Origin of the sequence: Spirosoma oryzicola (assembly GCF_021233055.1) — a bacterium.
Classification (GTDB): Bacteria; Bacteroidota; Bacteroidia; order Cytophagales; family Spirosomataceae; genus Spirosoma; species Spirosoma oryzicola.
The window spans coordinates 3,390,645-3,415,465 of record NZ_CP089538.1 but is presented as its reverse complement, the minus strand read 5'-3'; the positions used below and the strand labels follow the sequence as shown (position 1 = coordinate 3,415,465).

The 24,821-nt window shown below is 49.0% G+C and carries 22 protein-coding genes; 14 read left to right on the top strand and 8 right to left on the bottom strand.

Translation table 11 applies throughout. The annotated features are described in order from the left end of the window. The first annotated feature begins 3 nt into the window (after positions 1–3). Genes LQ777_RS14505 through LQ777_RS14495 form a run of 3 tightly spaced genes read left to right on the top strand, consistent with a single transcriptional unit; the run spans position 4 to position 2,786 of the window. Positions 4–1,287 (top strand): AAA family ATPase, encoded by a 1,284-nt coding sequence (locus tag LQ777_RS14505; protein ID WP_232558646.1) that lies wholly within the window; start codon positions 4–6, stop codon positions 1,285–1,287. Further along, on the top strand, positions 1,284–1,907 hold the full coding sequence (locus LQ777_RS14500) for a hypothetical protein (protein WP_232558645.1): 624 nt from the start codon (positions 1,284–1,286) through the stop codon (positions 1,905–1,907). The genes LQ777_RS14505 and LQ777_RS14500 overlap by 4 nt, the downstream gene beginning before the upstream one ends. 9 nt (positions 1,908–1,916) lie before the next feature. Beyond that, positions 1,917–2,786, top strand: a complete 870-nt coding sequence (locus LQ777_RS14495; RefSeq protein ID WP_232558644.1) for a DMT family transporter — start codon at positions 1,917–1,919, stop codon at positions 2,784–2,786. A 69-nt stretch (positions 2,787–2,855) separates the two neighbouring features. Here LQ777_RS14495 and LQ777_RS14490 read toward each other — a convergent pair whose 3' ends face one another. Next, the gene (locus LQ777_RS14490) at positions 2,856–3,821 is read right to left on the bottom strand and encodes an OmpA family protein (protein WP_232558643.1); all 966 of its coding nucleotides are present in this window, start codon (positions 3,819–3,821) and stop codon (positions 2,856–2,858) included. Between the two features lie 204 nt (positions 3,822–4,025). Here LQ777_RS14490 and LQ777_RS14485 point away from each other — a divergent pair, with 204 nt between their 5' ends. The 3 genes from LQ777_RS14485 (at position 4,026) to LQ777_RS14475 (ending at position 6,626) form a co-directional block, all read left to right on the top strand. Beyond that, a complete protein-coding gene (locus tag LQ777_RS14485) occupies positions 4,026–5,099 on the top strand; it encodes a hypothetical protein (RefSeq protein WP_232558642.1) in 1,074 nt (357 codons plus the stop codon). A 293-nt stretch (positions 5,100–5,392) separates the two neighbouring features. Next, positions 5,393–5,947 carry a peroxiredoxin gene (locus tag LQ777_RS14480; RefSeq protein WP_232558641.1) on the top strand — a complete coding sequence of 185 codons (555 nt, stop codon included), beginning with the start codon at positions 5,393–5,395 and terminating at the stop codon, positions 5,945–5,947. A 91-nt stretch (positions 5,948–6,038) separates the two neighbouring features. Beyond that, positions 6,039–6,626, top strand: coding sequence for a carboxymuconolactone decarboxylase family protein (locus tag LQ777_RS14475; RefSeq protein WP_232558640.1), 588 nt, complete (start codon positions 6,039–6,041; stop codon positions 6,624–6,626). Between the two features lie 75 nt (positions 6,627–6,701). On the opposite strand, the gene LQ777_RS14470 is transcribed toward LQ777_RS14475, so the two are convergent. Together LQ777_RS14470 and hemH are read right to left on the bottom strand one after the other, a co-directional pair. Continuing rightward, on the bottom strand, positions 6,702–10,112 hold the full coding sequence (locus LQ777_RS14470) for a hypothetical protein (RefSeq protein ID WP_232558639.1): 3,411 nt from the start codon (positions 10,110–10,112) through the stop codon (positions 6,702–6,704). A 420-nt stretch (positions 10,113–10,532) separates the two neighbouring features. Next, positions 10,533–11,594 (bottom strand): ferrochelatase, encoded by a 1,062-nt coding sequence (hemH, locus tag LQ777_RS14465; protein ID WP_232558638.1) that lies wholly within the window; start codon positions 11,592–11,594, stop codon positions 10,533–10,535. A 350-nt stretch (positions 11,595–11,944) separates the two neighbouring features. On the opposite strand from hemH, the gene LQ777_RS14460 reads away from it, so the two are divergent. Next, a complete protein-coding gene (locus LQ777_RS14460) occupies positions 11,945–12,898 on the top strand; it encodes a hydrogen peroxide-inducible genes activator (protein ID WP_232558637.1) in 954 nt (317 codons plus the stop codon). Between the two features lie 2 nt (positions 12,899–12,900). Here the strand turns inward: LQ777_RS14460 and LQ777_RS14455 are convergent, their stop codons facing one another. From LQ777_RS14455 to LQ777_RS14445, 3 genes are all read right to left on the bottom strand, one after another. Then, on the bottom strand, positions 12,901–13,725 hold the full coding sequence (locus tag LQ777_RS14455; RefSeq protein WP_232558636.1) for a hypothetical protein: 825 nt from the start codon (positions 13,723–13,725) through the stop codon (positions 12,901–12,903). A 188-nt stretch (positions 13,726–13,913) separates the two neighbouring features. Further along, positions 13,914–15,398, bottom strand: a complete 1,485-nt coding sequence (locus LQ777_RS14450) for a flavin-containing monooxygenase (protein ID WP_232558635.1) — start codon at positions 15,396–15,398, stop codon at positions 13,914–13,916. 12 nt (positions 15,399–15,410) lie between these two features. Beyond that, positions 15,411–16,736 (bottom strand): NAD(P)/FAD-dependent oxidoreductase, encoded by a 1,326-nt coding sequence (locus LQ777_RS14445; protein WP_232558634.1) that lies wholly within the window; start codon positions 16,734–16,736, stop codon positions 15,411–15,413. Between the two features lie 220 nt (positions 16,737–16,956). Here LQ777_RS14445 and LQ777_RS14440 point away from each other — a divergent pair, with 220 nt between their 5' ends. From LQ777_RS14440 to LQ777_RS14410, 7 genes are all read left to right on the top strand, one after another. Then, positions 16,957–17,571: an anthranilate synthase component II gene (locus LQ777_RS14440; protein ID WP_232558633.1), complete on the top strand. Its 615-nt coding sequence runs from the start codon at positions 16,957–16,959 to the stop codon at positions 17,569–17,571. 13 nt (positions 17,572–17,584) lie between these two features. Next, entirely contained in the window at positions 17,585–18,379 is a 795-nt protein-coding gene (locus tag LQ777_RS14435; RefSeq protein WP_232558632.1) for an alpha/beta fold hydrolase, read from the top strand. A gap of 158 nt (positions 18,380–18,537) precedes the next feature. Continuing rightward, positions 18,538–19,206 (top strand): CBS domain-containing protein, encoded by a 669-nt coding sequence (locus LQ777_RS14430; protein WP_232558631.1) that lies wholly within the window; start codon positions 18,538–18,540, stop codon positions 19,204–19,206. Between the two features lie 85 nt (positions 19,207–19,291). Further along, positions 19,292–20,167, top strand: a complete 876-nt coding sequence (locus LQ777_RS14425; protein WP_232558630.1) for an NAD kinase — start codon at positions 19,292–19,294, stop codon at positions 20,165–20,167. A 165-nt stretch (positions 20,168–20,332) separates the two neighbouring features. Beyond that, the gene (locus LQ777_RS14420; protein ID WP_232558629.1) at positions 20,333–21,355 is read left to right on the top strand and encodes a DUF6089 family protein; all 1,023 of its coding nucleotides are present in this window, start codon (positions 20,333–20,335) and stop codon (positions 21,353–21,355) included. Positions 21,356–21,358: 3 nt separating this feature from the next. After that, positions 21,359–22,030, top strand: coding sequence for a type IX secretion system protein PorG (gene porG, locus LQ777_RS14415; protein ID WP_232558628.1), 672 nt, complete (start codon positions 21,359–21,361; stop codon positions 22,028–22,030). A 161-nt stretch (positions 22,031–22,191) separates the two neighbouring features. Beyond that, positions 22,192–23,007, top strand: coding sequence for a M23 family metallopeptidase (locus LQ777_RS14410; protein WP_425276907.1), 816 nt, complete (start codon positions 22,192–22,194; stop codon positions 23,005–23,007). Between the two features lie 51 nt (positions 23,008–23,058). On the opposite strand, the gene LQ777_RS14405 is transcribed toward LQ777_RS14410, so the two are convergent. Continuing rightward, complete coding sequence (locus LQ777_RS14405) at positions 23,059–23,265, bottom strand: hypothetical protein (protein ID WP_232558627.1); 207 nt, start codon at positions 23,263–23,265, stop codon at positions 23,059–23,061. Positions 23,266–23,273: 8 nt separating this feature from the next. Further along, the gene (locus LQ777_RS14400) at positions 23,274–24,791 is read right to left on the bottom strand and encodes a CCA tRNA nucleotidyltransferase (RefSeq protein WP_232558626.1); all 1,518 of its coding nucleotides are present in this window, start codon (positions 24,789–24,791) and stop codon (positions 23,274–23,276) included. Positions 24,792–24,821 lie beyond the last annotated feature (30 nt).

The window sequence follows — 24,821 nt, the reverse complement described above, 5'->3', positions numbered from 1 at the left end:
CCTATGATCACACCCGAAGAATTTCCATACATTACATCCTTGTACGTAAACGACTGTTACGCGTACAAGGATTTTAATATTGAATTACACGACTATAAACCATTCAGCCATTTGATCCTGACCGGAAAAAACGGTTCGGGGAAGAGTACGATTCTGAAAACGATTGATAAACACTTTGCTATTTGGCGTGGTATTAGTCAGCAAAATTATTTAATTACAATTAACGATCCTGTAAAACATCTGGATAGATTAAAATCTTCTATTAAAGATCAAAGAAAAACGAAAGGAGAGTACAGTTCAGAAGTAACTAGAACACAAACCGAAATTGATTTTTTAAGTAGAATTAATCTCAACTACAAAAAGGGAGTCGATAACTTCTGGGTACAAAATAAGGTAAATACTTTGTATGCCTTCTTTCAGGCTAAACGTGTTGGTGAAGTTACTCAAGTGAGTACTGTTACTAAAGAAACAGAATTTTTTAATCAACTTTTGGGAGATGATACCTCAGAGAAATTTGTAAAAAAATTTAAACAATACTTAGTTAATAAGAAAGTTTATCAGGCATTTGATCAATTAGATAATAATAAAACTCAACTTTCTGAATCTGAAGAATTTTTTAAAAGATTAACAGAGACTTTTCGTTCAATTTTTGAAGATGAGGACTTAAACTTAGTCTTTATTCGTGAAAGTTTTGAGTTTTTTATTCAACTTTCTGATGGTCGTAGATTGACATTCGATACGCTGTCGGAGGGATTTTCAGCCTTATTAAGTATCTTGATGGACTTGTTTATGCGAGTCGACCTCATTAGAAAGCAAGTCGGTGATTATAGCTATAATCCGTGTGGTATTGTCCTGATTGATGAACCGGAAACGCATCTTCATCTGCAATTGCAGGAACAAGTGCTACCGCTGCTGACCAGCCTGTTTCCCAACATTCAATTCATTGCTGCTACTCATTCGCCAGCTGTTATTGCCAGCATCAAGCAGGCTACCATCTTTGATCTGACAACAAAAGAAACGCGTATTAGTGAGGAAGCCGTTGGCCGAAGTTATTCTGATTTGATGATGTCACATTTTGGCTTAAACAACGAGTATTCTGAAACGGCAGATCAGATTATTAATCAAGTAAACGAAGTCCTTAATACGCTTGCAGATAAGCCCATTGAAATGAAGACTGCTCTACAGCGTATTTACGACCATCAGAGTGCTTATCTTTCTCCAACTCTCAAAGTTGAACTGGAATTACTGATTGCCCAGCAAGAAGCCCAACACAACGCCCACCAATGATTAATGTAATTCGGGATCAACCCGCGCCGGCTTCATTATCTAGTCAAAAGTCCTACCGAAATTCAGAAATAATCGACGTATTAAACAGAGTTTTCAACGGTAAATGCTATTTGACAGAAAAGGTGTTTGATAGTCCAAATGAAATGGAAGTGGACCATTTCGCTACGCAGACCGAACGCCCTGATTTAGTGTATGAGTGGTCAAACCTGTACGCAATAGATCAGAAAGCAAATAAGAAAAAACCTAAAACTTCGCCACCGGGTGGTTACCTTGATCCATGCAACCAGGGCGATGACGTGGAGCAAGAGATCGTTTACGTCGTCGAATTTGGCGGTAACGCTTTGTTCAAAGCCAGAGATGCGTCAAATCAAAAGGCTGTGAATACAGCAAAATTGTTGAACCATCTGCATTCTGATCTCAAACCGGCTGTAAAAGACAAGCATCATGAGATTGTTAATGCTATTGCCGAATGGTACCACTCGAGGAAATTAGGCGATCAGCGCGATGAATTTGAAAAAGAATTACTACTTAAGAAGTTACTATCTCGGAATAGTCATTTTACAATGTTGATGCGATCGATCAGAGCAGCACAATCCTTACCAGCGGATTTCTTCGATTAAGCCCTAATTATGCAACAACTTATTCCCGGTTTGCTTTTTGCGGCTTTGTGGGCTTCGGCGTCGGTGGCTACTAAGTTTGGCGTAAAGTCGGTGCATCCGCTCGTTTTGGCTGAGGTACGCTTTTTCATCGCCGGGGGCGGCATGCTCCTGTTTGCCTATGCAATTAAACGACACAAAAATGCCTGGCCCACGGGCGTAGAGTGGCGACAGCTAACCATTTTTGCCCTGCTCAATACCACCATCTATCTAGGCGCTTTTGTATTGGCACTTAAGCAGGTGCCGGCGGGCATTGGTAGTTTATCGACGGCGACGAATCCGCTGTTTATTGCGCTGCTTTCGGCCGTGTGGTTGCGCCGAATGCCCCGTTGGAACGAACTGGGTGGATTGGTGCTTGGCCTGATTGGTGTAGGCGTGGCTACTTACCCGTTGCTCCAAAACAGCTACGCTACTGTTGAAGGATTGCTTATTCTGTTGGGTGGAATGATTTCCGTGTCGGCGGCAACGGTTTATTACGCCCGGATCGAGTGGCGACTACCCAATCTGGTTATCAACGGATGGCAGGTGTTTATCGGGGGGCTTCTCCTGCTTCCGTTTGTCGGGTTGGCTGCCGTGCTCGATCCCGTTGCTTTTAGCCAGTCGCAGTACGATTTACGCTTCTGGGCGTCGGTGTTCTGGCTGATTGTACCGGTATCAGTGGCTGCGCTGCAATTATGGTTCTATCTGGTCAGGCAGGACCCGATAAGGGCTTCGCTGTGGCTATTCCTCTGCCCGATCTTTGGTTTTGCCTACTCTTATTTGCTCATGAATGAACCCATTACGCCCTACACCGTCGTTGGTACGACCCTTGTGATCGGAGGTTTGTGGTTAGGACGAAAATAAAATAAGCCAATCACAGCAAAGCCCGGAAGAGCGAATCGTCCGGGCTTTGCTAGTTGCTTTCTACGTGCTTTACTGCTTCGTCACGATCATCTCAACCCGACGATTGAGTTTCCGCGTAGCTTCTGAATTGTTGCTGGCAATGGGGCGGGTAGGACCATAACCGCGTGTTGTGATGCGGTTGGCAGCAATGCCATTTTTGACTAAGAAGTCTTTTACTACTTCGACACGCTCCTTCGAGAGTTGCAGGTTTTTGTCGAAATCCCCCTGGTTGTCCGTATGACCCGATAGCTCAATCTCTACCGTCGGTTTGTCGCGCAGAAAGGCTAACAGTTGTTCCATAAAAGGCTGGGCTTCCGGTAACAATTCCGCCTTGCTTTGGACAAACTGGATCGCATTTAGTTGCGTCACTTTGCCGGTTGGGGCCGCAATGAGTGGTGGCGGTGTATAAATGACCTTCGCGTCGAGTGTTTTGGGCGGAGCCAGCCGTTCGTTTGGTGGCGGCATGTTGACGGCTGATGGGCGGTTTGCAACAGCCACTGCGGTCGGTAGGTCAACTGTAGGCAACGACGATGAGGTCGTTGTTGCACCCGCTGGCCGGGATGCCTGAGACGACACTGCGGTTGCTACCGAGCTGCCCTTGTCATTCGATGGCTTTGTGCCCGTGCGATACAGCGCAATTTTCTTTCCTGAGATAATTTCGGTCGAAGTTGAGGTAGGAGCAAGCTCTTGCAAGAAAGGGTCGTAGCCATTGGCATTAGCTGAAATTACAAAAGCCTGCCTTGAACGGAGAACTAATTTATAAGCTCCATCGGTGCTTACTCGCTGCCTGTCGCTAACCGTGCCAGCCTGATTCTTTACTTCAATATTGGCTCCTGCAACAGGCTTTTGGGTTGCTGCATCAATAATGGTTCCCTGGATTGATAGAGAAAGGGGCGCTGTAGCAGACTGGGTTCTCGACTGGCCCCAACTGACGATAAACGGCGAATTAGCGAAAACCAGAAAACTGGCAAAAAGTATTGAATAGGTTCGTCTCATTGTTTAAAAGCAACGCAAAATATGGCCCAAAAGTACATTCAAAGTGTCAAAATGCAACCGGCCGTATAGCTGGAACGTGTCCTATTTTGAGGGCTGTTTCAAGGGTAAAAATTTGCTAGTTAAATTATTGATTTATAGATAGTTGACCATATAAAATAATTGCCTCTGGATGAACGACAAAAGCACTTTTTTCGTTAGTAAAATATGACACAGATAACCAACGTGACGATGCATTCCCCGAACGCTCAGGCACCTTTTGCGCCGACCTCTGCAAGCAATTTGCCGCTCGACGACAGCTGGCGGAAGTCGATTCCGGCACAGGTGTTTCTGAACCACTTTTTCGCGATGGACTACCACATCCAGCACGCCAATGACCTCTTTGACGTTGCCAAGTTTCCGATCTTTCAGCAGTTCCACGGAATGGTAACGGATGCGAGTTACAAGGCTCTGGAGAAGCTGTTACTCAACAGTTGGAGTGCCGAGTATGCGTTGCGCATTACGCCGGTCGTCAACGACGAGCAATACCTGCAAAGCTCACTGCACTGGACTTTTCCGCAGGCTTATTACAGTGCCCTGTTTAGTGCCCGGGCCTTTCTGGCCGTTCAGGGTATCAACGTGAGCAACGAAGAGCTGATTCGGAAGCGGGTTGGCAATATGGTGGTGCGAGGCTATTATCCGGCTTCGATTGGCTATTACGCGCTTGGTCCGATCAATGGCTACCGCATTCAGCGTCTACCGATGGCGAAGCGCTTTACCGTAGCGTCTAAAACGGACTTGCTGCTACCTTCCCGGGAAGGGTCGGTTCAGGCTGAGCTAGCACAGTTCCTGAAGACTACTCGGGATCAGCGCGTCAAGGCACTTCGCAATGCGATCCAGACAAACCCCAAAACGGCTTTACGAAGCCCCAAAACGGGTGAAATCCTGCAGAAGTTTAGTGTTGAACAATACAAAGTGTTAGCCAAACAGATCGGCTACACGACCTACTTCGACATGCTGAGCCGATTACGGATTTCATCAACGAACCGGGAGATCGAACGCTTTGTCAATTCGGAGATCGACGTTAAGTTGTTTCACCAGAGCCTGGTCAACATTGTCGCGCACGTGAATGGCGTTCACGAAGTATACATTGCCAAAGCGCTGGGCATTGACGCGTACCGGCAGTTAGTCGCCAAGCTGCCTTCTTACTTGCAGGAGAGCTTTGTGCGCGAACGGATGAACACCCTTATTCTGCCCATGCTTAACAGCGAGCAGGACTCGACCGCACGAATGGCCGCTTAATTATAGAGATCTACTTACCTGTTGCCAGATCAGTGACACGCTGATCTGGCTTTTTTGTTTATTGGGAAAGTGATAGATAGAACATTGCTAACGAATAGTATTATTCTTTAAAGAAAAGAAGTTATCGTCTGGAAATCGATTTGTGAATAAATGCTTGAAAGCCTTTTCTTTACTGATAGGCAGGTAAGTTTTCTCTATGAGTCATCGATAAAATCAATATCGATTCTAGTGGATCACCGCCTTATTTTGCATTGAAGTTAGATTCGATCCGATATACAACCTGAATAAATTCTATGAAAAATCAAATTGTTTCTGTTGGCTCAGAGTTCCCAGAATTCAAAAAACTGGCTGTGGTGTCGCTTGACAAAGACAAAGAGTTCTACGAAATCTCGTCTGAAGATCATAAAAATGCCGGTCAGTGGTTGGTTATGTTCTGGTGGCCTAAAGACTTCACGTTCGTGTGCCCAACTGAAATCGCTGAGTTCAATAGCAAATTCGAAGATTTTCAGGATCGGGATACGATGGTCATTGGCGCATCGACCGACAGCGAATTTGTTCACCTGGCATGGCGTAAAAACCACGACGATCTGCGTGGACTGAAATTCCCAATGCTGGCCGATACGTCGAAGTCACTGGCTGAAGAACTGGGTATTCTTGAAGCAAATGAAAAAGTTGCTTACCGCGTAACGTACATCGTCGATCCACAGGGTATCGTTCGTTGGGTTAACGTAAACGACCTTTCGGTTGGCCGTAACGTAAACGAAGTAATCCGCGTACTGGACGCGTTGCAAACCGACGAACTGTGTCCTTGCAACTGGCAGAAAGGCGAAGCTACGCTGACAGCTTAATTAGGTAGCGATTGACTGAATGAGTGATTAAGCGACAAATTTTGCATTGGTTTTCGCTTAATCACTCATTTGCTTATTCAGAAATAGACTCATGACAACTACACAAAACGAAACGGTGACCTCGTTGCTCGGTTTGGTCGGTCTGGAACCGTCGGGCGAGCATCCGGTGCTGGAAGCCGTAGCCCAGACAGATCACCGTTACCTGCGCGACCTGAAAATTAATGTTGGCAACGTGTTGAACAGTAGCCAGACGTTGACCAAGAAAGAATCGCGGTTACTGGCGCTGTCAATAGCCGTAAACGAAAAATACCAACCGCTGATCGATTCATTAACAGCGGCTGCTAAGCAGGAGGGTGCTTCTGACAACGAAATCTCCGAGACGATTGCCTGCACATCGTTGCTGAGTACCAATAACGTGTTTTACCGTTTTCGGCACTTTGTGGGCAAAGATTATTACCAGCAGACCCAGCCTGGCATTCGCATGAGCATCATGATGAATCCGGTACTAGGTAAGGAATTCTTTGAACTAATGAGTCTGGCGGTATCGGCCGTTAATGGCTGTGAACTGTGCGTGAAGTCGCACGAAGAAAGTGTGCTAAAGCACGGCGCTACAGAGGCACGTGTTTTTGACGCTGTCCGGCTGGCTGCGGTGATCAAAGGGTTGATCACGACATTGTAATTGCCTAATAAAGTAAAGGGGCACGAATGAGAAAAATTTTTCATTCGTGCCCCTTTACTATTGATTACTGAGAAGTTATTGATCCCCTAGGTCAGTGGCTGAAATCCATTTGACGCCAAACTGCTGCCCGTTGATGGCTGACTCGGCTGGGTTCGTGTAACGAATTGAAAACTCATTGATGATACCATTCCACAACTCATTGTTTTTTACCGGAATTGCGTAGGTATGGTATTGGTTGTCCGGAATAATCGTGAACGTCACCGACTGGGGCTTACCTGCTGCGTCCAGCTGTGACTGCCCTACTTTGCGCCAATCGAAGAGGAGCTGCGTCTCCGGAGTGATCGCCCGCATCCGCACGTAGACAACGCCGAATTCAGACGCTTTATAACCTTTGTGCGGAGAAACCAGTCGGAAGCGCCGATCCGTTGGGGTAATGATCAACTCGTTCGTAATGGGAAATCCCTGATCGTAGCCTTTACGATAGGTAAAACCGTGTCGAATCGGGTTGTTGTGGAATACGTAGTTCGGCTTGGTTTCCGAACGGGGTAAGGTATTGATCGTACTGCGGATTTCGTCCAGCGTTCCGACCACCATGTTCACGTCAAACTCGTAAACACCATTCGGGTCCAGAATCAAATTCATCCCGTTGGAGATATAGCCCGCATTGACCGACTCCGGCGCACCAACGCCCGGACTATCGAAGAGACCCGCTTTGAACTCGTGCGAATACGGCGTGTGGAGCGCAATACCCCGGTTCGTGTTCGACCGAACGGCGACAATCCAAGGTTCCGACGCGTTGACATCGTACGGCCCCATGTGGCCGCTGTAGTTGTACTGATTAAAACTCTTGCCGCTACCACCGATATTCGGAATTGCGTTCACGTTGACCAGGGGGGCGTTTGAGTAAGGCTCGCCTTGTACGACGTAGTACTGATAAAAAGCGCTGCTTGTATAGGTGCAAGGTAATTCCTGCTGCCGCGAGTCAGCGTATTTGGTCTGGTCGCGACGGTCTCCGGTAATGCGCACGTGCCGCCGGACAATATTGCCCTCTAACCGAATCCACTGCTCTACGACATAGTCGCCGGGTTCGTTGCGCAAACCCCAATGCAATCCCCGTGTTTTGCTGTAAAGTATTTTGTCGGTACGACCGTAGCCCAGAATCGGCGAGTATTCTCCGGCAATGTTCCCCCCCTGAACCGGGTTATAGCCAATGTCATCCAGAATCTGTTTGCCGTTGATGGTCCATTTCGTATTCGCATCCGGTAAACTGTACAGGGAGATCTGATCGTCGCGCCCGGCGTCCCGCTTTCCGTTCGATTTGACGTAACAATTGATCATGTTTTCGCCTACTTGTAGATCGGTTACCTCGCGAACAACACCGCCAACGCCTAAGTCAATAGCCACCCGCACCCGGTCGTTTTGTAAAACCGGTCGTTTGTCTTCGGGTTGTGGGCTGTCTAAGATCGGGTACTGCTCGTTCGAAGACAAGGTGGGAGGGGGCGTACAGCCGTCGACGGTTATCGTAGCGACAGCAATGCGGCTGCATCCGTTTACACTAGCGGTTACGCTGTACGAGTACGTTCCATTAGTGGAAGGAGCCGTCAGATTGAGCGTCTTACCTTGTCCTGTAATGCCATTTCCGTTCCAGGCGTAACTAGCCTGATCGCAGGCAGCACCAGAACAGGTAGCGCTCAGACTAACAGCGCTGCCGCAACTGGTATTGATGGAACTGGCTGATAGCATAAGATCGCAGTCGGTTGGGGCAGGAGTCGGGCATCCTTCGACAGTTAACGAGGCAACAGCGGTTTTGCTGTCGCAACCCGTGGCGCTCGCTGTGACCGTATACGCATAAACTCCGTTCGTGGCGGGGGCCGTCAAGTTGATTGTCTGTCCTTGCTGACGGACACCGTTACCGCTCCAAGTGTAGCTGACCTGATCGCAATTGGCACCTGAACAACTGGCACTCAGACTAACCGCGCTGCTACAGCTCGTGTTAGTTGAAGTAGTTGAAAGCGTAAACGCGCATTTGGCTGGTTCTATTGGGACGACCGGAGTCACTGGGGCCGGGTCCGTTGGGGGAGTTGATGGAGTTGGCGCATTGGCAGACGTTGAGCCAGGGCACGTAGTTAGTAATACAGGACTCTGCGATAATTCAAACGTGCTGCCTGCTGCTTTTACTGAAATTTTCAATGGAGCGTTCTGCTTGTATTTGTCGGGAATAATCCAGTGATACCCGTACAGATCGAAGCCGGTAACCGAATAAGCCTGCGCGACATCCGTTCTGTTTTCATCGGCTTTGATTGTTGTAACTTTAGTATCATTGATATAAACGTCCAGACGTACGGTTTGCCGTGGTGCTGTGGTGTTCATGGTCCAGCCGCCAATGGCGTCACAGTTGGCGGATTCCAGAAAGCCCCGATAATTAGCATTGGCAGGTGATTCGGCAGGACCCGAGACGGTTTCCGTAGGTTGGGCTGATCCATAGCAAACGGGGGTGCTCAAGGGACTGTGCGTCAACTCGGTATTGTCGCCAGCATACCTTACCGAAATGTGTAGCGGTTTGTTGCCCTTGTACTGATCGGGAATAGTCCAGCGAAAGCCGTACTGATAAGAGTCGGTAATGTCAAATGCCTGGGCAACGTCAGTTCGGCGTTCATCGGCTTTAACGGTAGCGACCTTTGTGTCATTGACGTAAATAGCCAGATCGATGGATTGCTTCACGTCAGCCAGATCGATAGCCCATCCGCCTATGCTCTCGCAAGTGGCAAATTCCAGATAACTCCGGTAATTAGGCGTACCCACCCGTGCTGATTTTAACGCGTTTTCAGTAGGTACGTACAGGGTTGTTTCAGCACTAACCGTTTCCGCTTCCCGAAGCGCTCTTTTTTCCGTAGGCCGTTCTTTAAGCGTGATAACGGCTTTTTCGACGAATAAGCTTTGTGCACCAGCCTGACTATGACCCCTTAACAAGCGAAACGAGGTGCCAGTCGCCACCGTTGAAAAGTGACCAATAACGTGGTAGGTTATTTCGGTCTGGTTTGGATAAGACAGTTCGGCTCCTATGTAATCGATGATGTCCCCTCCGGTCTGCTCGAAGCCATCCGGAAGCAGAAGTTTCAGTTTGTAACCCGTAGCGCCGGGAAGGTGAAACGCTAAGGTTGGTGATACGGTTAACAGTTCCGCTTTGATGGTTAGGTCAATAGCCTCACCTAGTCGTATCGACTGCGTATTGGCCCGCAAGCTAAACCGGATAGGATCATTATCGGCTGGTGATAAGCTGGATTGACCTACTATAGGCAAGTAAGTGGGATGCGTAAACAGATTGACGGGCGTAGGTCTGGGCTTACTTTGAGTAGGCCTAGGCTCCATTGGCTTTTTCGTGATCGGAAGACCGGAGGACGGAAGGGTCAACCAGACGAGCAAACAAAAATTGGTCACGGCGCATCGGACAACGCGCTTGAGAGGGGCGTAAAAAATTGCTATCATACAAGTTAGGTAAAGTTCGTCGGTAAGACGTGGTAGGTCGGCTACTTAAATGAAATCGTCAGATGGACAAGGCGATTCCAGAAGTAGCCCAATCGGGCATTGACATTCATTCAGAGTGGAAAATAGGTGCTATAAATATAAGTAAATTAATCTTTACATTGAGTATATTATCAATTGTCAATAAAGATGCCAAAAGTTAATTATGGCTTGTCGATAAGCTCTTGTAGTAGAAAAAACAGGTTTTCTTAAGGGCCAAATCTTCGACAAATTGAAATCAATGAGTAGAGAAAGGGATACTATGCCATTGAATATGAATGAATTGGGGCTGTCAGTCATTAAGCAAGGAGTAAGCTGGCTCAAATACCAAAAGAAAAGCCCGATGTAAATGACACCGGGCTTTTCTGGGAGAAACGATTTGTATTAGGCTGTTTTAACTAAATCGACTAGTGTTTCGATCCACAACGGGCTATCATTGAGGCTTTCCACCAACTGCCAGTGCTTGCCACCTGACTCTTCGAACAGCTCTTTGTACTCAACGCCAATTTCAATGGTAGTTTCCAGACAGTCGGCTACGAAAGAAGGGGAGAAAGCCAGAACGCTCTGAACACCTTTGGCCCCCAGTTCGCGAATAACATCATCGGTATACGGCTTAATCCAGGGCGTACGGCCCAGGCGCGACTGAAACGAGGTCGTGTATTTTCCTTCCGGAATACCAAGCTCCCGCACGAGCAGGCGGGTCGTTTCAAAACATTGCGCGCGGTAACAGTGCTGATTCATGGCGTGAAACGATTCGCAGCAACTACCGAACTGGCAGACGGAGTGCGTTACATCGCCCTTGGTAATCTGACGTTCAGGTAAGCCGTGGTAGCTGAATATAATGTGATCATAATCGTAAGCATCCATGTACTTACGGCCTAATCGTACAAAGCCCTCAATAAATTTTGGATGTTCCAGAAACCGGTTGATGAAACGAACCGCCGGAATAACCTGCCAGTTCTTTACGTTGTCCATCACCAGTTCGTAAACAGATCCGGTAGACGCCGACGCATATTGCGGAAAGAAAGGAATGACGATAATCTCCGTTAAGCCCTGCTGCTGAAACTCATCCAGACCCGCTTTGATGCTGGGATTCTGGTAGCGCATGGCCAGTTTTACAACATACTCGCTGCCAAGTTCCTTTTGCAATTCCCGTTCGACAACGTGCCCGTAGTATTTCAGGGGAGAACCCGTTTCAGTCCACAGTTCCTTGTAAACTTTGGCCGACTTGGGAGCGCGAAATGGCGCAATAATGCCATTGATCAGGAAAAATCGCTGGATGTAAGGAATATCGATTACGCGACCATCCATCAGAAATTCGCGTAGGTATTTGCGTACATCGGGCACCGACGGAGAATCGGGAGTACCGAGATTAACGAGTAGAACGCCCGTTTTGCCGGGTGCTTTTACCCTAGCAGTGGGTGACTGTACAACAGGTGCTTCCATAGTGAGGAAACCGTAAATTTTTAAAGTTAGTTTGCTGGCAGGTTAGAACTATACAGCGCGAACCGCAGCTCATTTTGTCGCATCGAAACCGCAAAGGTAACCCTTGTTTCGCAGTGTGAGAATACGTTGTTTGTTTGAATTGTTTCTCTACAGCCCTCAATTTGCGGTGAGAAGCCTTACTGATGCGCTTAACCGGGGCACAAACGGAATTTTACTTTTACCAAGCAAATATGGGTTTATTCGTGAAATATCGGCAACGAGCTTATTGTCTGATCTGATATGATCTATTTTTGCATCAGTTTTAGTGATGATAGGCATATCGCCTAGATAAGCCGTAGCCTTCTCGTTCAATGACGATCTCTCAACTTGAGTATATTGTAGCTGTTGATACGCATCGGCACTTTGCAACAGCCGCCGATAGTTGCCACGTAACCCAGCCGACGCTAAGCATGCAAATTCAAAAACTGGAAGACGAACTAGGCATCCTTGTTTTTGATCGCTCAAAGCAGCCCGTTGTGCCAACCGAAGCCGGGCAAGCGGTTCTGGCCCAGGCGCGCGAAGTACTCCGGGCGGCTCGTCGAATCCCCGAGATCGTCAGTGAGTCGAAGAATGATTTTCAGGGCGAATTGAAAATTGGCATTATTCCAACCCTGGCTCCTTATCTGTTACCTTATTTCATCGGTGAATTTATCGACAAGTACCCCGCTGTCTCGGTGCAGATTCAGGAGCTGGTGACGGAACAGATCATTGAGCGCCTTCGTAACGGGTTGATCGATGTGGGCTTGGTAGTGACGCCACTCGCGGAAAATGGTATCACCGAAGTTACGTTGTTCAAAGAGCCGTTTGTGGTTTACGCAGCCGATTCGCATCCGCTTTCCCGCAAACAAGACGTTGATCTGGACGATCTTCAGACGGCGGGCCTTTGGCTGCTGACGGAAGGACACTGTTTTCGAAACCAGGTGATGAACATTTGTGGAGCCGACCGCAAAGCCAACGGTTCGGCACTGCGTTATGAAACGGGTTCGCTCGAAACACTCATCAAATTAATTGATAAACAGGATGGTTTTACGTTGTTGCCGTATCTGGCAACCTTCGATATGGATGAAACCCGTCGGGCCAGAACCCGGCCTTTCACGGCCCCTCAACCCGTGCGGGAGGTAAGCCTTGTTGTGCACCGTAGCTTTCTGAAACGGAAGTTGATAAACGCCCTCAAACAGGAAATTCTGGATCACTTACCAAAACAATTACTTGAAGAAAGCGCTGGAGAGCAGGTCGTCAGCGTTTCTCAGAAAGATGCACGCTAGCCCTATCGGGAGCGGGATCGCCGTTTTTCCCGTTCTAACTGTTGATAGGCGTTTCTAAAGTCATCGCCATTGGCGACCGCATTAGCCAGAGCTGGAACACCGGCCTGACCTACAATGGCTAACCAGCGTCCTACTTCGTCAGCTGCGGTCTGGTAAGCCAGCATGACCCGCTCGTAGCTTCCTCCGAAAAAGTCGCGGGTGGTTTCCAGATCCGTTAGTTTGAGCATGGGTGGCTGACCGAAGGTCATGGTGGTTGCATCGTCAGAAAATAGAGAGTCCGGCTGGGCCGTGCCTGGCTTTTCCCAAAGAGATGGGCTGCTAAACCGGTAATCGACCATCAACGCCAAGCCTTCATTAAACCACTGCGGAATCTGGCGTTTGACTCGCCACCAGCCCAGGCGGGCAAACAATTCGTCGTGGCAAAGTTCGTGGGCAATGACATCAGCATTGTTGCCCTCCGGTCCCAGAACGAGATACGATTCACCCCAGGGAAGGCCAAGGCTGCATCCGGCACCTTCGCCACCGATGCAGTATTGGCGGTATTCATCCTGCGTAGGGCAGTAGATAAGGATAGCCCGTCCGCGCTGCCCATCCCAGAATCGTCGAATGCGGTTGGTGGCCGTCACGACGTTTTGCCGAAGCTGCCGCCGTTGTTTCTGAGTAGCCAATCGATTGACGTATACCTGCTTCTGACTGTCGAGTTGCTCAAAATCAGTTGACTGACTCACGCGCATACACCGGATTAGTTGCGGATAGAGAATCAGGAAACTAATCGGCAGGGCAATTAGAAACGGCAGTACATAACGAAACAATACGTTTCCACGCATGAAGAAAAAAGACAGTTCGGGCAGATTGCCTGTCAGTCCACGAAGTAAGAGCGAAGCGCTGATTTTTCCTACAGTTGATCGGTATTGCTTTGTAAGTAAGTCTGCCTTGTGCGTGATGTCGGTTTTAAGAAACTGATATTACGGACAGGGCAGACTCCACCAACAACGCTCTACGATTGGTACCAGCGTTAGGCCACGACTGGCTGTTTACTATGGACCACCTCGTAATCGTCCGGGTTAACGCGCCGGGTCGCCTTGCGATACGTCACGGTCAGCGCTGGCCAGATTGTCGTATTTCTCCCCTGCGAATCCATATACCAACTTTTACAGCCCGATGCCCAGACCGTATCAGCCATTTTTTGCTGAATCAGGTTATTGTAGCGTTGCTGCGCTTCTGGCTTAACGTCCAGAAAAGCACCTTCGCCCGCTTTGTCGAGCAGATTCAAGTAGTCGAGCACATAATTGACCTGCGACTCGATCATGTGAATGATCGATGTATGACCTAATCCGGTGTTCGGCCCGACCAGGAATAGTAAATTGGGATAGCCGGAAATCGTAAGACCATAGTGTGCCTGCGCGCCCTGCGATAACCATTGTTCGAAGAGATTTTGCCCGTAGCGTCCAAGAATATTCGTGCGGCTGATCATACCGGCAACCACGAATCCCGTCCCAAAAATAATCGTATCGACCGGTCGTTCTTTGCCGTTGGTATCAACGATGGTGTTGGGTTTGACTTCGGCAATACCATCCGTTACAACCTCTACATTCGGGCGGGTAAGGGCTGGGTAATAATCGTCAGAGATCAGAACGCGTTTGCAGCCCAGTTTGTAATCGGGAGTTACTTTACGCCGAAGCTCCGGGTCTCGAATCGATTTCTTAAGGTGTTTGAGTGCCTGTTTCGTACCAATCCGGTTGAACGTCTCATTGCCCAGAAAAGACATACCCCGCAGTTCGTTAAGCCAGTAGATAAGCGAACGATACGCTTTCTGCGCAATCGGCAACCGCCGAAAAAGACGATGTTCAAACGACGATATGGCCCGGTCGAGCCGGGGTGTCACGTAAGGAGCCGTACGCTGAAAGACCGTGAGTTGCTGTACCTGAGGGGCTATTTTAGGAATGAATTGAATGGCGCTTGCTCCTGTACCGACGACGGCGACCCGTTTGTTGGTGAGGTCATAGCCCGCATCCCAGTTTGCCGAGTGAAAGACGTTGCCAGCAAATGATTTTAAGCCGTTCAGTTTCGGAATGGATGGATAGTTAAGTGGGCCGACAGCGGCTACAACAACGCGGGCGGTAAGCGAATGACCCAGGCTGTCAGTAAGCGTCCAGAGGCCCGTAGCCGGTGAAAATTCGGTGCGGTTGATTTCTGTTCTATACCGGATGTGGGCGTCAAGTGCGTAACGCTCAACCACATCGGTCAGGTAAGCCAGTATCTCGGGTTGGGTAGAATAAGTGCGTGACCAAGCCGGATTTGGCGCAAACGATAACGAATAAAGGTGGGAGGGAACATCACAGGCGCAGCCCGGATACGTATTATCCCGCCAGGTGCCTCCCACCTGACCGGCCCGCTCAAAAACGACGAAAGACGTGTTGCCGCGTTCTTTCAGACGGATAGCCGCAGCGAGTCCGGCAAATCCGGCACCGATGATGGCTACGTCAAAATCTGCTTTCATAGGTTTTGTTGACTACTGTTTTCGAATCATTTCGGCAACGAGTCGGCCCGTCTGCATGGCTCCGTTCAGGGAAGGATAGGCCGTATGGTCGCCACATTGGTATACATTATCGGCTAACCGCAGCAGCTCGTGAATCGACTCGGTACCCGCCCGGCCGGGTGGGTAAGCCGGTAGCGCCTGGGGAATGTGGTAGGTGCGTAGATGACGCCAATTCGTTACCGTGTTATCGAACCAACCAGTTAGCTCCTGTCGAATCCGTTCGGTCAATGCTGTTGCATTAATCGTTGCCAGCCCCTGCGTGCTAACCGAGACAAGTGTTTGACCGGCTGGCGCGTAATCAGGTGCAACGTCGCTTATAATAGCCACATTATGTACCGTTGAACTACGCTGCGGGTTCAACAACAGCAATTTTTGTTTCGCTACAGCGGGCAATTCCGAATCGGTGGCGAAGTATGTACAAGTCGTATGATTGAAGGCTTGCTCGGTTGGTGCGGGGCGGCCCAGTAAAGAAGCCGCCTGAGCCGCATCGACCGCCAAAACGACCGTTTCTGCGTTGAGGGTGTCACCATTGGTCAACTGCACCGAGTTACCATCAATTCGTAACACGGGACTGTTGAGCCTGATCTGATCCGGAGCTAATCGGTTTGCTAGCTGGCGGGCAATCGCACCAATCCCTTTTGCGGGTACGGCGGCATCGCCCGTAAAAAACATACGGAAACAAAATTCAAAGAAATTGCTCGAAGTGGTAAGCGCGTCTTCCAGAAAAACGCCCCCAAAAAATGGCCGGAAAAAACGCTCGATGATTTGGTTTGAAAAGCCCATGCTGCGCAAAAAGGCCAGCGTGGTCGTGGGCGTTTGCTGAAACAACTCGCCAACGGACAGGCTTTGCGTGCGTCGAATCAACTCGACAATAAGCAGCTTATCGCTAACCGTACCCACCGACGAGGCCAGTGTTTGAAACGTCGATAAAGGTTCTTTAAACGGGTTAAGAAGTTTGATCCATTCGTCCTGGTCGTGGATGAGCGCCCCTGACCGAAACGTTTGTAAATTCAGGTCCGAATAATTCAGGAGACGCTGGGCTTCGGGATACGCCGTCAGAAAAATCTGAAAACCCCGATCAAGCTGAAATCCGTCCACACGATCCGTTCTCACACGCCCGCCTATGCCGTCGGTTGCTTCAACAAGTAACGCCTGAATACCCGCCTGCTTCAGATAAACGGCGCAGGTTAAACCCGCTACGCCCGCACCGACAATGAGTACTGGATAGTCCGTTGACGTTGAAGACGGGTTGGACGAAGAAACTGGGTTGACCGACTGATTGGGCGAATTCGTAGGCATGTGTAGTACGTTTAATCAACCGAATAAACGCCAAAATTAGCCTTTCTGATCACCGATACCGTGTAAGTACGCTTAATTATCTGGTATTTTTTTTAGAAATATTGAATAATTAGAAGATTATTAAAAATTAATAACTTGATAATCAATTGGTAATAGAAAGTGGTTGATACTTTTTTTTAGAAACTATTAATTTTGTCGCAGCCGATTGTGTTATACAGGTATGAATCTGTTAATAGTCGATAACTTCGATTCGTTCACGTACATGCTGGTAGACTACCTGCAACAGGCTGGGGCCGTTTGTCATGTGGTGCGGAATGACGAGTCGATGAACAGACTAACCAGACGGTCGGTTGACGGCGTGGTGTTGTCACCCGGTCCAGGTACACCCCAGCAGGCGGGTCGGTTGATGGAGGTAATTGCTTATTATCACCAGCAGCTACCGATGCTCGGTGTTTGTCTTGGGCATCAGGCCATCGGCGAATTTTTCGGGGCTACAGTCGTTCCAGCGGATCGACCGATGCACGGGAAAGTGTCAGCCATTCGGGTGCAGGCGCAGGATCATTTGTTTCAAAATGTTCCCCGGCGCTTCAACGTTACGCGGTATCATTCGTTGCTGCTCCGCGACTTGCCCGACAGCCTTGTCTGCACGGCGGTTACGGAACAGGAGGAGGTAATGGCGTTACGGCATCAGACATTGCCCGTGTGGGGTGTTCAATTTCATCCGGAAGCGGCTTTAACAGAATTCGGTGTATCTATTTTGTCGAATTGGGTTAATTTTTTAAGATTTAGTACAACAAAGCGGGAAATCCCGGCTGCGGTCGGGGTACTGCACTAATTAAGGCTGTCGTATGAGCTATCAGATTCGGGAAGAAGCAGGTTTTCGATACGTAGACGAAGGTCAGGGAGAAGTATTACTGTTGTTACACGGTCTCTTTGGGGCCTTGAGTAACTGGGATGGCGTCATTAGTGGTTTTTCGAACCGATATCGGGTGGTGATACCGTTGATGCCTATTTACGAAATGCCCTTGCGTCAGGCCAGTTTAGAGGGCCTCGTGGCATTCATCGAAAAATTCGTTGACCATAAGCAACTCACTGATCTTACCTTACTGGGCAATTCGCTCGGTGGTCACCTGGCTTTGTTGTATAGCTTCAAGCATCCCGACCATGTACAGCGGCTGGTACTTACAGGCAGCTCGGGCCTGTTTGAAAACGGGATGGGCGGTTCGTTTCCCAAGCGGGGTAGCTACGACTACATTGCCGAACGGGTAGCGTACACCTTCTACGACCCGAAGGTAGCGTCGAAAGAACTGATCGATGAGGTATTCGAGATTACCAGCAGTATTCCAAAGTGCATGAGTATTGTTGGTATTGCGAAATCGGCTCAGCGCAACAACGTGGCTAAAGATTTGTATAAAATAAAAGTGCCGACTTTACTGGTTTGGGGGTTGAACGACACCATTACACCGGCTGAAGTAGGGTATGAATTCAACCGCCTGATCGCTGACTCGGAATTGCATTTTATCGACCGATGCTGCCACGCGCCGATGATGGAACATCCATACCGATTCAACGAACTGCTGGACGATTGGCTCGAAAGACACCCGATCTTTAGCGAGCATCTGTCGGTTGGTAGTTTATCGTAGCGACATTTGGGTAGTGCTGCTGCTATTGATTTGGTCCCGTTGACGCAGAAACTGCCGACTCTCGGCCAAATATAGACGCTGTTTTTCGCTAAGTTTTGGAAACTATGGTTTAATTTCCGTAGTTTTCTGCCATACAGTTTCCTTTAATTTCATTTCGTATGCTGGCTGCCGAACTCATAGACCCGATGCTTCCAGCGCTCAAGCCGACTGACTCGGTTGGGCAGGCGCTGGATTGGATGCAGGAGCACCGCATCGGGCAACTCGTACTGACTGATCAGGGTGATTACCGAGGTGTGGTTAGTGAAGAATTACTGATGGATGTGCCCGACAGCGATCAACCGCTGAGCAGCGTGATGCGCTTGTTTGAGCAGATCTACGTCAATGAAGATCAGCACCTGTATGAAATTATGGGACTGATTATTCAAAATCGTATGGAGGTCGTGGCGGTTGTGAACGAAGGGCGGGAGTTTGCAGGGACGATCTCTGCCAACGAACTGCTGAAACAGTTTGCCCAGGAACTCGGTGTTCAGGAACCGGGGGCAATCCTGATTCTGACGCTTCATGAGCGCGACTACTCAATGGCCGAAGTGAGTCGGCTAGTCGAGTCGAATAACGTTAAAATTATCAGTAGCTATTTTTCCAGTGCTGCCTACGGTATGCCGGATCGTTCTCGTCTGACGCTCAAGCTCAATCGGCGCGATATTACCCCGGTTATATCGACGCTGGAGCGCTTTGGTTACCATATCGAAGCAGCCTTTGCCAACGCTCCGGTCGAAAGCATCGATCAGGAGCGACTCGATTCGTTACTCCGTTTTCTTAATACTTAGTTCCAACGTTTTCGGTTTTCAGTTAGTTGATAGAGTCAAACACTGAAAACCGAAAACCGCACCGGCGACCCGGTGACACTCTTTCATGAAAATTGCCATTCACGGACGCAACTTTCCCGAGAAAGCTCGGCCCTATATTCAGTCCATGTTCGATGAGCTGGCCAAACGTCAGGTCGAAGTTGTTCTCTCCGAAGTATACCGCGAATTTTTAGACGGTGCCGCTGTAGCACATAACAGTGAAGCCGTCTACCAGACCGAGCAAGGTATTGCTGATGCTGACTTTATTTTTAGCCTGGGAGGGGATGGAACGTTGCTGGACGCAGTCACGCACGTAGGGCCTCAGCAAATCCCAATCGTTGGTATCAATATTGGTCGACTTGGCTTTCTCGCAACGGTAGCCCCGCCTTCCATCCGCTTAATGATCGATGCGCTCTTCAACGAGCAATACAGCATTGATGAGCGTTCTTTAGTCGGTGTTCGGTCGAATCCGGACATCTTCGGAAATCTTCCGTTTGGGCTCAACGATTTTACAATCACACGCACACAAACCTCGTCCATGATAACGGTTCATACCTATCTGGACGGTGAGTTTCTGAACTCCTACTGGGCCGATGGTATCATTGTGTCCACGCCTTCTGGCTCCACGGGTTATTCGCTCAGTTGTGGAGGGCCGGTTCTGCTGCCCCAAACCAACAATTTCATCATTACGCCGATCAGTCCGCACAATCTCAATGTCCGACCGATGATTGTGATGGATAGCTGTCAGCTTGCCTTTGAGGTCGAAAGCCGGAGCGGTAATTTCCTGGCAGCTCTGGATTCCCGTTCGTTTACCGTTGATGTATCGGCCCGAATCAGCGTGCAGAAAGAAGCCTTCAAAGCGCGTTTGGTCAAGCTCAGTGATGATAATTTCCTCAATACGCTCCGCAGCAAATTAAATTGGGGCTGGGATATCAGAAATTAGAGAAAGTAGCCTGTCTGCAGGGGAGCTACCCTGATTCTTGGCACTCTCTTTGCAGACCATAATATATTTTTCGGTCTTATTTTCCAATAAAATTAGTGTGACAGCCGTTTCGGAAATGGCTGACCTTCGGGCCAACAGCCCGGTTGATTCACGAAACTTACCCACATGAAGCGATACCATTATCTGGCAGCGAGTGCTCTGGCAGGTCTGCTTTTTATCAGCAGCTTGTCAGACAGTCAGGCTCAACGGCGACCAAACACTCGATTTTTACCTTATTCGTCGGTTAGTTTTGGTGTCGGCTCTTCCCATTACTACGGCGATTTGGCCGGTTACCGGCAATTTCTGAGAGCTACCTACATCATGCCGCGTTGGAACGTAGGGCTAGGCTATACGCGTCAGTTTACCCCTCATTTTGCTGCGCGGGCTTCATTTACCTGGGCTCGAATTGCAGGTGACGATTACACGTTCAACAAGGGACGAATTGAAAAAAGTACCGAAAATCTGGTTCAGTACACGCGAAATCTACACTTTCGGAATGATCTGAAAGAATTTGCCATCTCGGGTATTTACAATTTTGTGGCCGACGGCCGTAACTCCAGCGTTCGAGCTAAATTATCTCCTTATCTTTTCGGGGGAATAGCCTTGGTGGCCCACAGCCCCGAAGCCCGGACACCCGCAAACGAGGAAGCTCAACCGTATGAAGCTCAGAAATGGGTGAAGCTGCAACCGCTTCATACCGAGGGGCAGGGCCAACCCGGTTACGAAAAACCGTATAGTCTCGTCACGGTAGCCATTCCTGTTGGAATCGGTTTACGCTATAAGCTTAATCAGGATTTTGATCTTGGCTTCGAAATAGGCTATCGCTACACCTTCAGTGATTATCTGGACGATGTGGGAGGTCCATACGCCGATCCGGCAGTGCTAACAGGTGTGGCTTCAAAAATGGCCGATCGGCGGCAACAGCGGTTTGCCGCTCGTAAAAAAGATGCTCCTGATCGTTATGCGATACTCGAAAGTTTGTATCAGGCTGGAGGGACAAGTCAGGAAGATGTGTTAAGTGCTTTGAACACTCCTGTTCGTGGGTCGTCCAGCAATGTTTTAGGTTTCTTGAAGGATGGTTATTTATTGACTAGCTTTCAGATCCATTACATAATTCCGGGGAAAATCAAGTGTCCACCCATCAAATAGACTGTGAGCAAACAACACATCATTATAGCCCGGCTGTTTATAGTCGGGCTTTTTATCAGTTTTAGTGCGCAGGCCCAAAAAATTGAAATTGGCGGAGGGCTGGGTGGTATGCTTTACAAAGGCGACGTATCAACGCGGCTGAATCCACGCTTTTACCGGCCAGCGGCTAACATGTTTTTCCGTTATAATGCGACGCGCTCGTTTTCAATACGGGCCGGACTAGCAGTCGGTGGCTATCAGGCCGAAGATCATTACAGTAATGATCCGTTTCAGCAGGCACGTAATTATTCATTCAGAAGCAGAACCAGCGAAGCAACGGTTGATTTGCAATACAATTTTCTGAACTATAAGCTGCTACCTAAAGTGAAAAACTGGACACCTTACGTGTTTGGTGGGATAGGCCTTTACAGCTACACGAACGCCGTTGTCAAAGCGCGGGCACTGTTAAACTTTCCGCTTGGGATAGGCGTCAAGTACGAAATAAAGCGCCCCTGGAGCGTTGGGCTGGAATTTGGTACGCGGTTTACCAACAACGATTACCTGGACGGCTTAGGCGAACGAACTTTTGGCGTAACAACAAATAAGATTGCCCAGGGTAATACGGCTTTGAAAGACAGCTACACCTATACCGCAATAACAGTCAGTTATACGTTCTACAAAATTGTCTGCCCGTAAGCGGATAAACACCGATTTGGCGAGCCGAAACTTTGTCGCTCTGCGCAAACGAGTAGCCGCTGCTAGATTTTTTTGTTATAGTCTCTCCCGTTCGTGAAAGGATACGATACGCATAAGCCCGACTTTGCGTATTTTTGGGGACGTAACGGAAAAATGAGTTAGTGAAGATCGATATTACTTTGTTCATGCGGATAGTGGGTGTGATGGCTGCTTTGCTGGTAGGCGGGATTAACGTGGCATCGTCGCAAGTTGTTACCAGCAATTCAGATGAACCTACTCTCTACAAGTACTGCCAGCAATACCAGACGCTTTATACGAAGATCCGGGAGCAGAGTATAACACCCGATTCAGCCCGGCAACAGTTTAGCGCCATCATGAAGGGCTTGCAGGAACGTTTCCGTAGCTCGGAAACCATCCCTTCCGATAGCTTACAGCGCGATAGTCTGCGCCGGACAGGAACGTACTTTTCGTTTCCTATTCGGGGCTACACAACCAGCGCTATTGGCGGTACACACGGGGAGGGCTACCGGGCAACAGGTTTTGACTTGTTCGACCACAATGTGCGTGGAAGCCATCCGGCTCAGGATATTTTCATCGTCGACCGAAATCAGGATACTGTCGATGACCGAACCGGAAAGCCAGTCGATATTCTGGCAATGACCAGTGGGCTTGTGTTGGCTGTCGAAACCGATTGGCATCCCGGCTCTGAATATCGGGGTGGAAACTGGATCTGGGTCTATGATCCGATCTTACACGGCTTGTTTTACTACGCCCACAACAACAAGGTAGAGATAGCGCCTGGGCAATGGGTGCAGGCTGGTCAAAAACTGGGTGAGATGGGCCGCTCCGGCTTTAACGCTTACAAAACCCGTTCGCCGACGCACCTGCATCTCATGTACCTTCAGATTCAACCGAGCGGCCTGCCACTCCCGTTGAACACGTACCCGTGGCTCCTGACAGCTAAATTGTCGAAGTGATGTAACTCCAGATACAAGCTGTTCCCACGATGCGCTATCCTACGAGCGCCGTTACGATTCGCGAACGAGGTTCACACCGGTGACAAGGAAAATCATACCGACAATGAATGGAGCCGCAGCTTCTCCTTTCGAGACGGAAAGGCCCAGAACGGGTCTGTTGTCAGACAGGAACGCAATCAAGGCGAAAAGAATAACGACTACACCCAGAATGGTAAGCGATGCGCCGAAGAAACGGCGAAAGTTTGTTTTGTTCTCCATTTTTTCAATTATACAGGTTTTTCATCTTCAGTTATTGCGGGACTGAGAGTTAGCTCGGACAGCTTTTTTACGACGTTCATCCCGCGCTTATTTCCTTCCTCAACCAGTAGCGGAAACGCTGCTTCCAGTTCGTTTTTTACCATTCCATCCAGGATGGCTTCTCGAATGATCGTTTTAATTTCACCCACTTCTTTCGATGGGGGGATATTGAACGCTTCCATGATCAGCTCCCCCGTAATAACCGGCTGAAAATTGCGGAGTTTATCCCGCTCTTCAAGATCATGAAGTTTGCGCTCAACCCGGTCAAAGTTGCGTAGGTGCTTCTGGACTTTCTCGTAATTTTTCGATGTAATATCGGCCCGGCACAACGCCATCAAACCGTCGAGGTCGTTACCCGCATCAACCAAAAGTCGTCGTAGGGCCGAGTCGGTGATTTGTTCTTTGGTGAGAGCAATGGGGCGTAGATGAAGGCGAACGAGTTTTTGCACAAAACGCATGTGCTCATTAAGCGGTAATTTCATCGTGCGAAATATACCCGGTACCCACCGCGCACCCATATCTTCGTGGCCATGAAACGTCCAGCCGACTTTGGCATCAAACCGCTTGGTTGCGGGTTTGGCGATATCGTGCAGGAGAGCTGCCCAACGAAGCCAAAGTTCGTTATCCCGTAACGTAGCTGATTGGTCGGTTCGGTTAGCGATGTTGTCGAGAACCTGGAGCGTGTGGTAAAAATTATCCTTGTGACCCTTTCCTTCGATTGTTTCAACGCCTTTCAGCGCGACCAGTTCAGGGAAAATACGGTCCAGCAAACCCGCGTGGTACAATAATTTGAAGCCGTACGAAGGGGTCGATGCCAGAACAATTTTGTTTAATTCGTCGGTAATTCGCTCACGCGACACAATGCTGATTCGCTCGTTCATGCGTACAATGGCATCGAACGTGTCGGGTTCAATGTCAAAATTGAGCTGGGCGGCAAAGCGAATGGCCCGCATCATCCGAAGGGGGTCGTCGGAAAACGTAATGTCCGGATCGAGTGGTGTGCGAATTATCTTGCGCTTGAGGTCTTTCAGGCCATCGAAGGGATCAATTAATTCGCCAAAGTTGCCGGCGTTCAGACTAATACCCATCGCGTTGATTGTAAAGTCTCGCCGATTCTGATCGTCTTCAAGGGTACCATCTTCGACAATTGGCTTCCGCGAATCGCTTCGGTACGATTCTTTGCGGGCCCCCACAAATTCAACTTCCCAATCGGCGCCACCATCACGATCTTCGTCAGAAGCGGCCCGTAACATGGCGGTACCAAAGTTGGGGAACACCGATACTTTCGTTTTTAGGGTTCTTCCAACGGCTTCGGCCAGGGCAATACCGCTACCAATGCAAACGACGTCAATATCTTTTGACGGTCGTTGCAGGATCAGATCGCGGACAAACCCACCGATGACATACGCCTGAACGCCGAGTAATTCGGCCTCGCGGGCGACGATGGCAAAGACCGGATTTTTATGTAACGTGTCACTGAAATTCATAATACTGGTATTCAGTCTTCGGCATACGGT

What these genes read in the sequence shown, in the direction of transcription:
- LQ777_RS14505 (WP_232558646.1), top strand. Translation starts at nt 4, where the DNA reads ATGATCACACCCGAAGAATTTCCATACATTACATCCTTGTACGTAAAC.
- LQ777_RS14500 (WP_232558645.1), top strand. Translation starts at nt 1,284, where the DNA reads ATGATTAATGTAATTCGGGATCAACCCGCGCCGGCTTCATTATCTAGT.
- LQ777_RS14495 (WP_232558644.1), top strand. Translation starts at nt 1,917, where the DNA reads ATGCAACAACTTATTCCCGGTTTGCTTTTTGCGGCTTTGTGGGCTTCG.
- LQ777_RS14490 (WP_232558643.1), bottom strand. Translation starts at nt 3,821, where the DNA reads ATGAGACGAACCTATTCAATACTTTTTGCCAGTTTTCTGGTTTTCGCT.
- LQ777_RS14485 (WP_232558642.1), top strand. Translation starts at nt 4,026, where the DNA reads ATGACACAGATAACCAACGTGACGATGCATTCCCCGAACGCTCAGGCA.
- LQ777_RS14480 (WP_232558641.1), top strand. Translation starts at nt 5,393, where the DNA reads ATGAAAAATCAAATTGTTTCTGTTGGCTCAGAGTTCCCAGAATTCAAA.
- LQ777_RS14475 (WP_232558640.1), top strand. Translation starts at nt 6,039, where the DNA reads ATGACAACTACACAAAACGAAACGGTGACCTCGTTGCTCGGTTTGGTC.
- LQ777_RS14470 (WP_232558639.1), bottom strand. Translation starts at nt 10,112, where the DNA reads ATGATAGCAATTTTTTACGCCCCTCTCAAGCGCGTTGTCCGATGCGCC.
- hemH (WP_232558638.1), bottom strand. Translation starts at nt 11,594, where the DNA reads ATGGAAGCACCTGTTGTACAGTCACCCACTGCTAGGGTAAAAGCACCC.
- LQ777_RS14460 (WP_232558637.1), top strand. Translation starts at nt 11,945, where the DNA reads ATGACGATCTCTCAACTTGAGTATATTGTAGCTGTTGATACGCATCGG.
- LQ777_RS14455 (WP_232558636.1), bottom strand. Translation starts at nt 13,725, where the DNA reads ATGCGTGGAAACGTATTGTTTCGTTATGTACTGCCGTTTCTAATTGCC.
- LQ777_RS14450 (WP_232558635.1), bottom strand. Translation starts at nt 15,398, where the DNA reads ATGAAAGCAGATTTTGACGTAGCCATCATCGGTGCCGGATTTGCCGGA.
- LQ777_RS14445 (WP_232558634.1), bottom strand. Translation starts at nt 16,736, where the DNA reads ATGCCTACGAATTCGCCCAATCAGTCGGTCAACCCAGTTTCTTCGTCC.
- LQ777_RS14440 (WP_232558633.1), top strand. Translation starts at nt 16,957, where the DNA reads ATGAATCTGTTAATAGTCGATAACTTCGATTCGTTCACGTACATGCTG.
- LQ777_RS14435 (WP_232558632.1), top strand. Translation starts at nt 17,585, where the DNA reads ATGAGCTATCAGATTCGGGAAGAAGCAGGTTTTCGATACGTAGACGAA.
- LQ777_RS14430 (WP_232558631.1), top strand. Translation starts at nt 18,538, where the DNA reads ATGCTGGCTGCCGAACTCATAGACCCGATGCTTCCAGCGCTCAAGCCG.
- LQ777_RS14425 (WP_232558630.1), top strand. Translation starts at nt 19,292, where the DNA reads ATGAAAATTGCCATTCACGGACGCAACTTTCCCGAGAAAGCTCGGCCC.
- LQ777_RS14420 (WP_232558629.1), top strand. Translation starts at nt 20,333, where the DNA reads ATGAAGCGATACCATTATCTGGCAGCGAGTGCTCTGGCAGGTCTGCTT.
- LQ777_RS14405 (WP_232558627.1), bottom strand. Translation starts at nt 23,265, where the DNA reads ATGGAGAACAAAACAAACTTTCGCCGTTTCTTCGGCGCATCGCTTACC.
- LQ777_RS14400 (WP_232558626.1), bottom strand. Translation starts at nt 24,791, where the DNA reads ATGAATTTCAGTGACACGTTACATAAAAATCCGGTCTTTGCCATCGTC.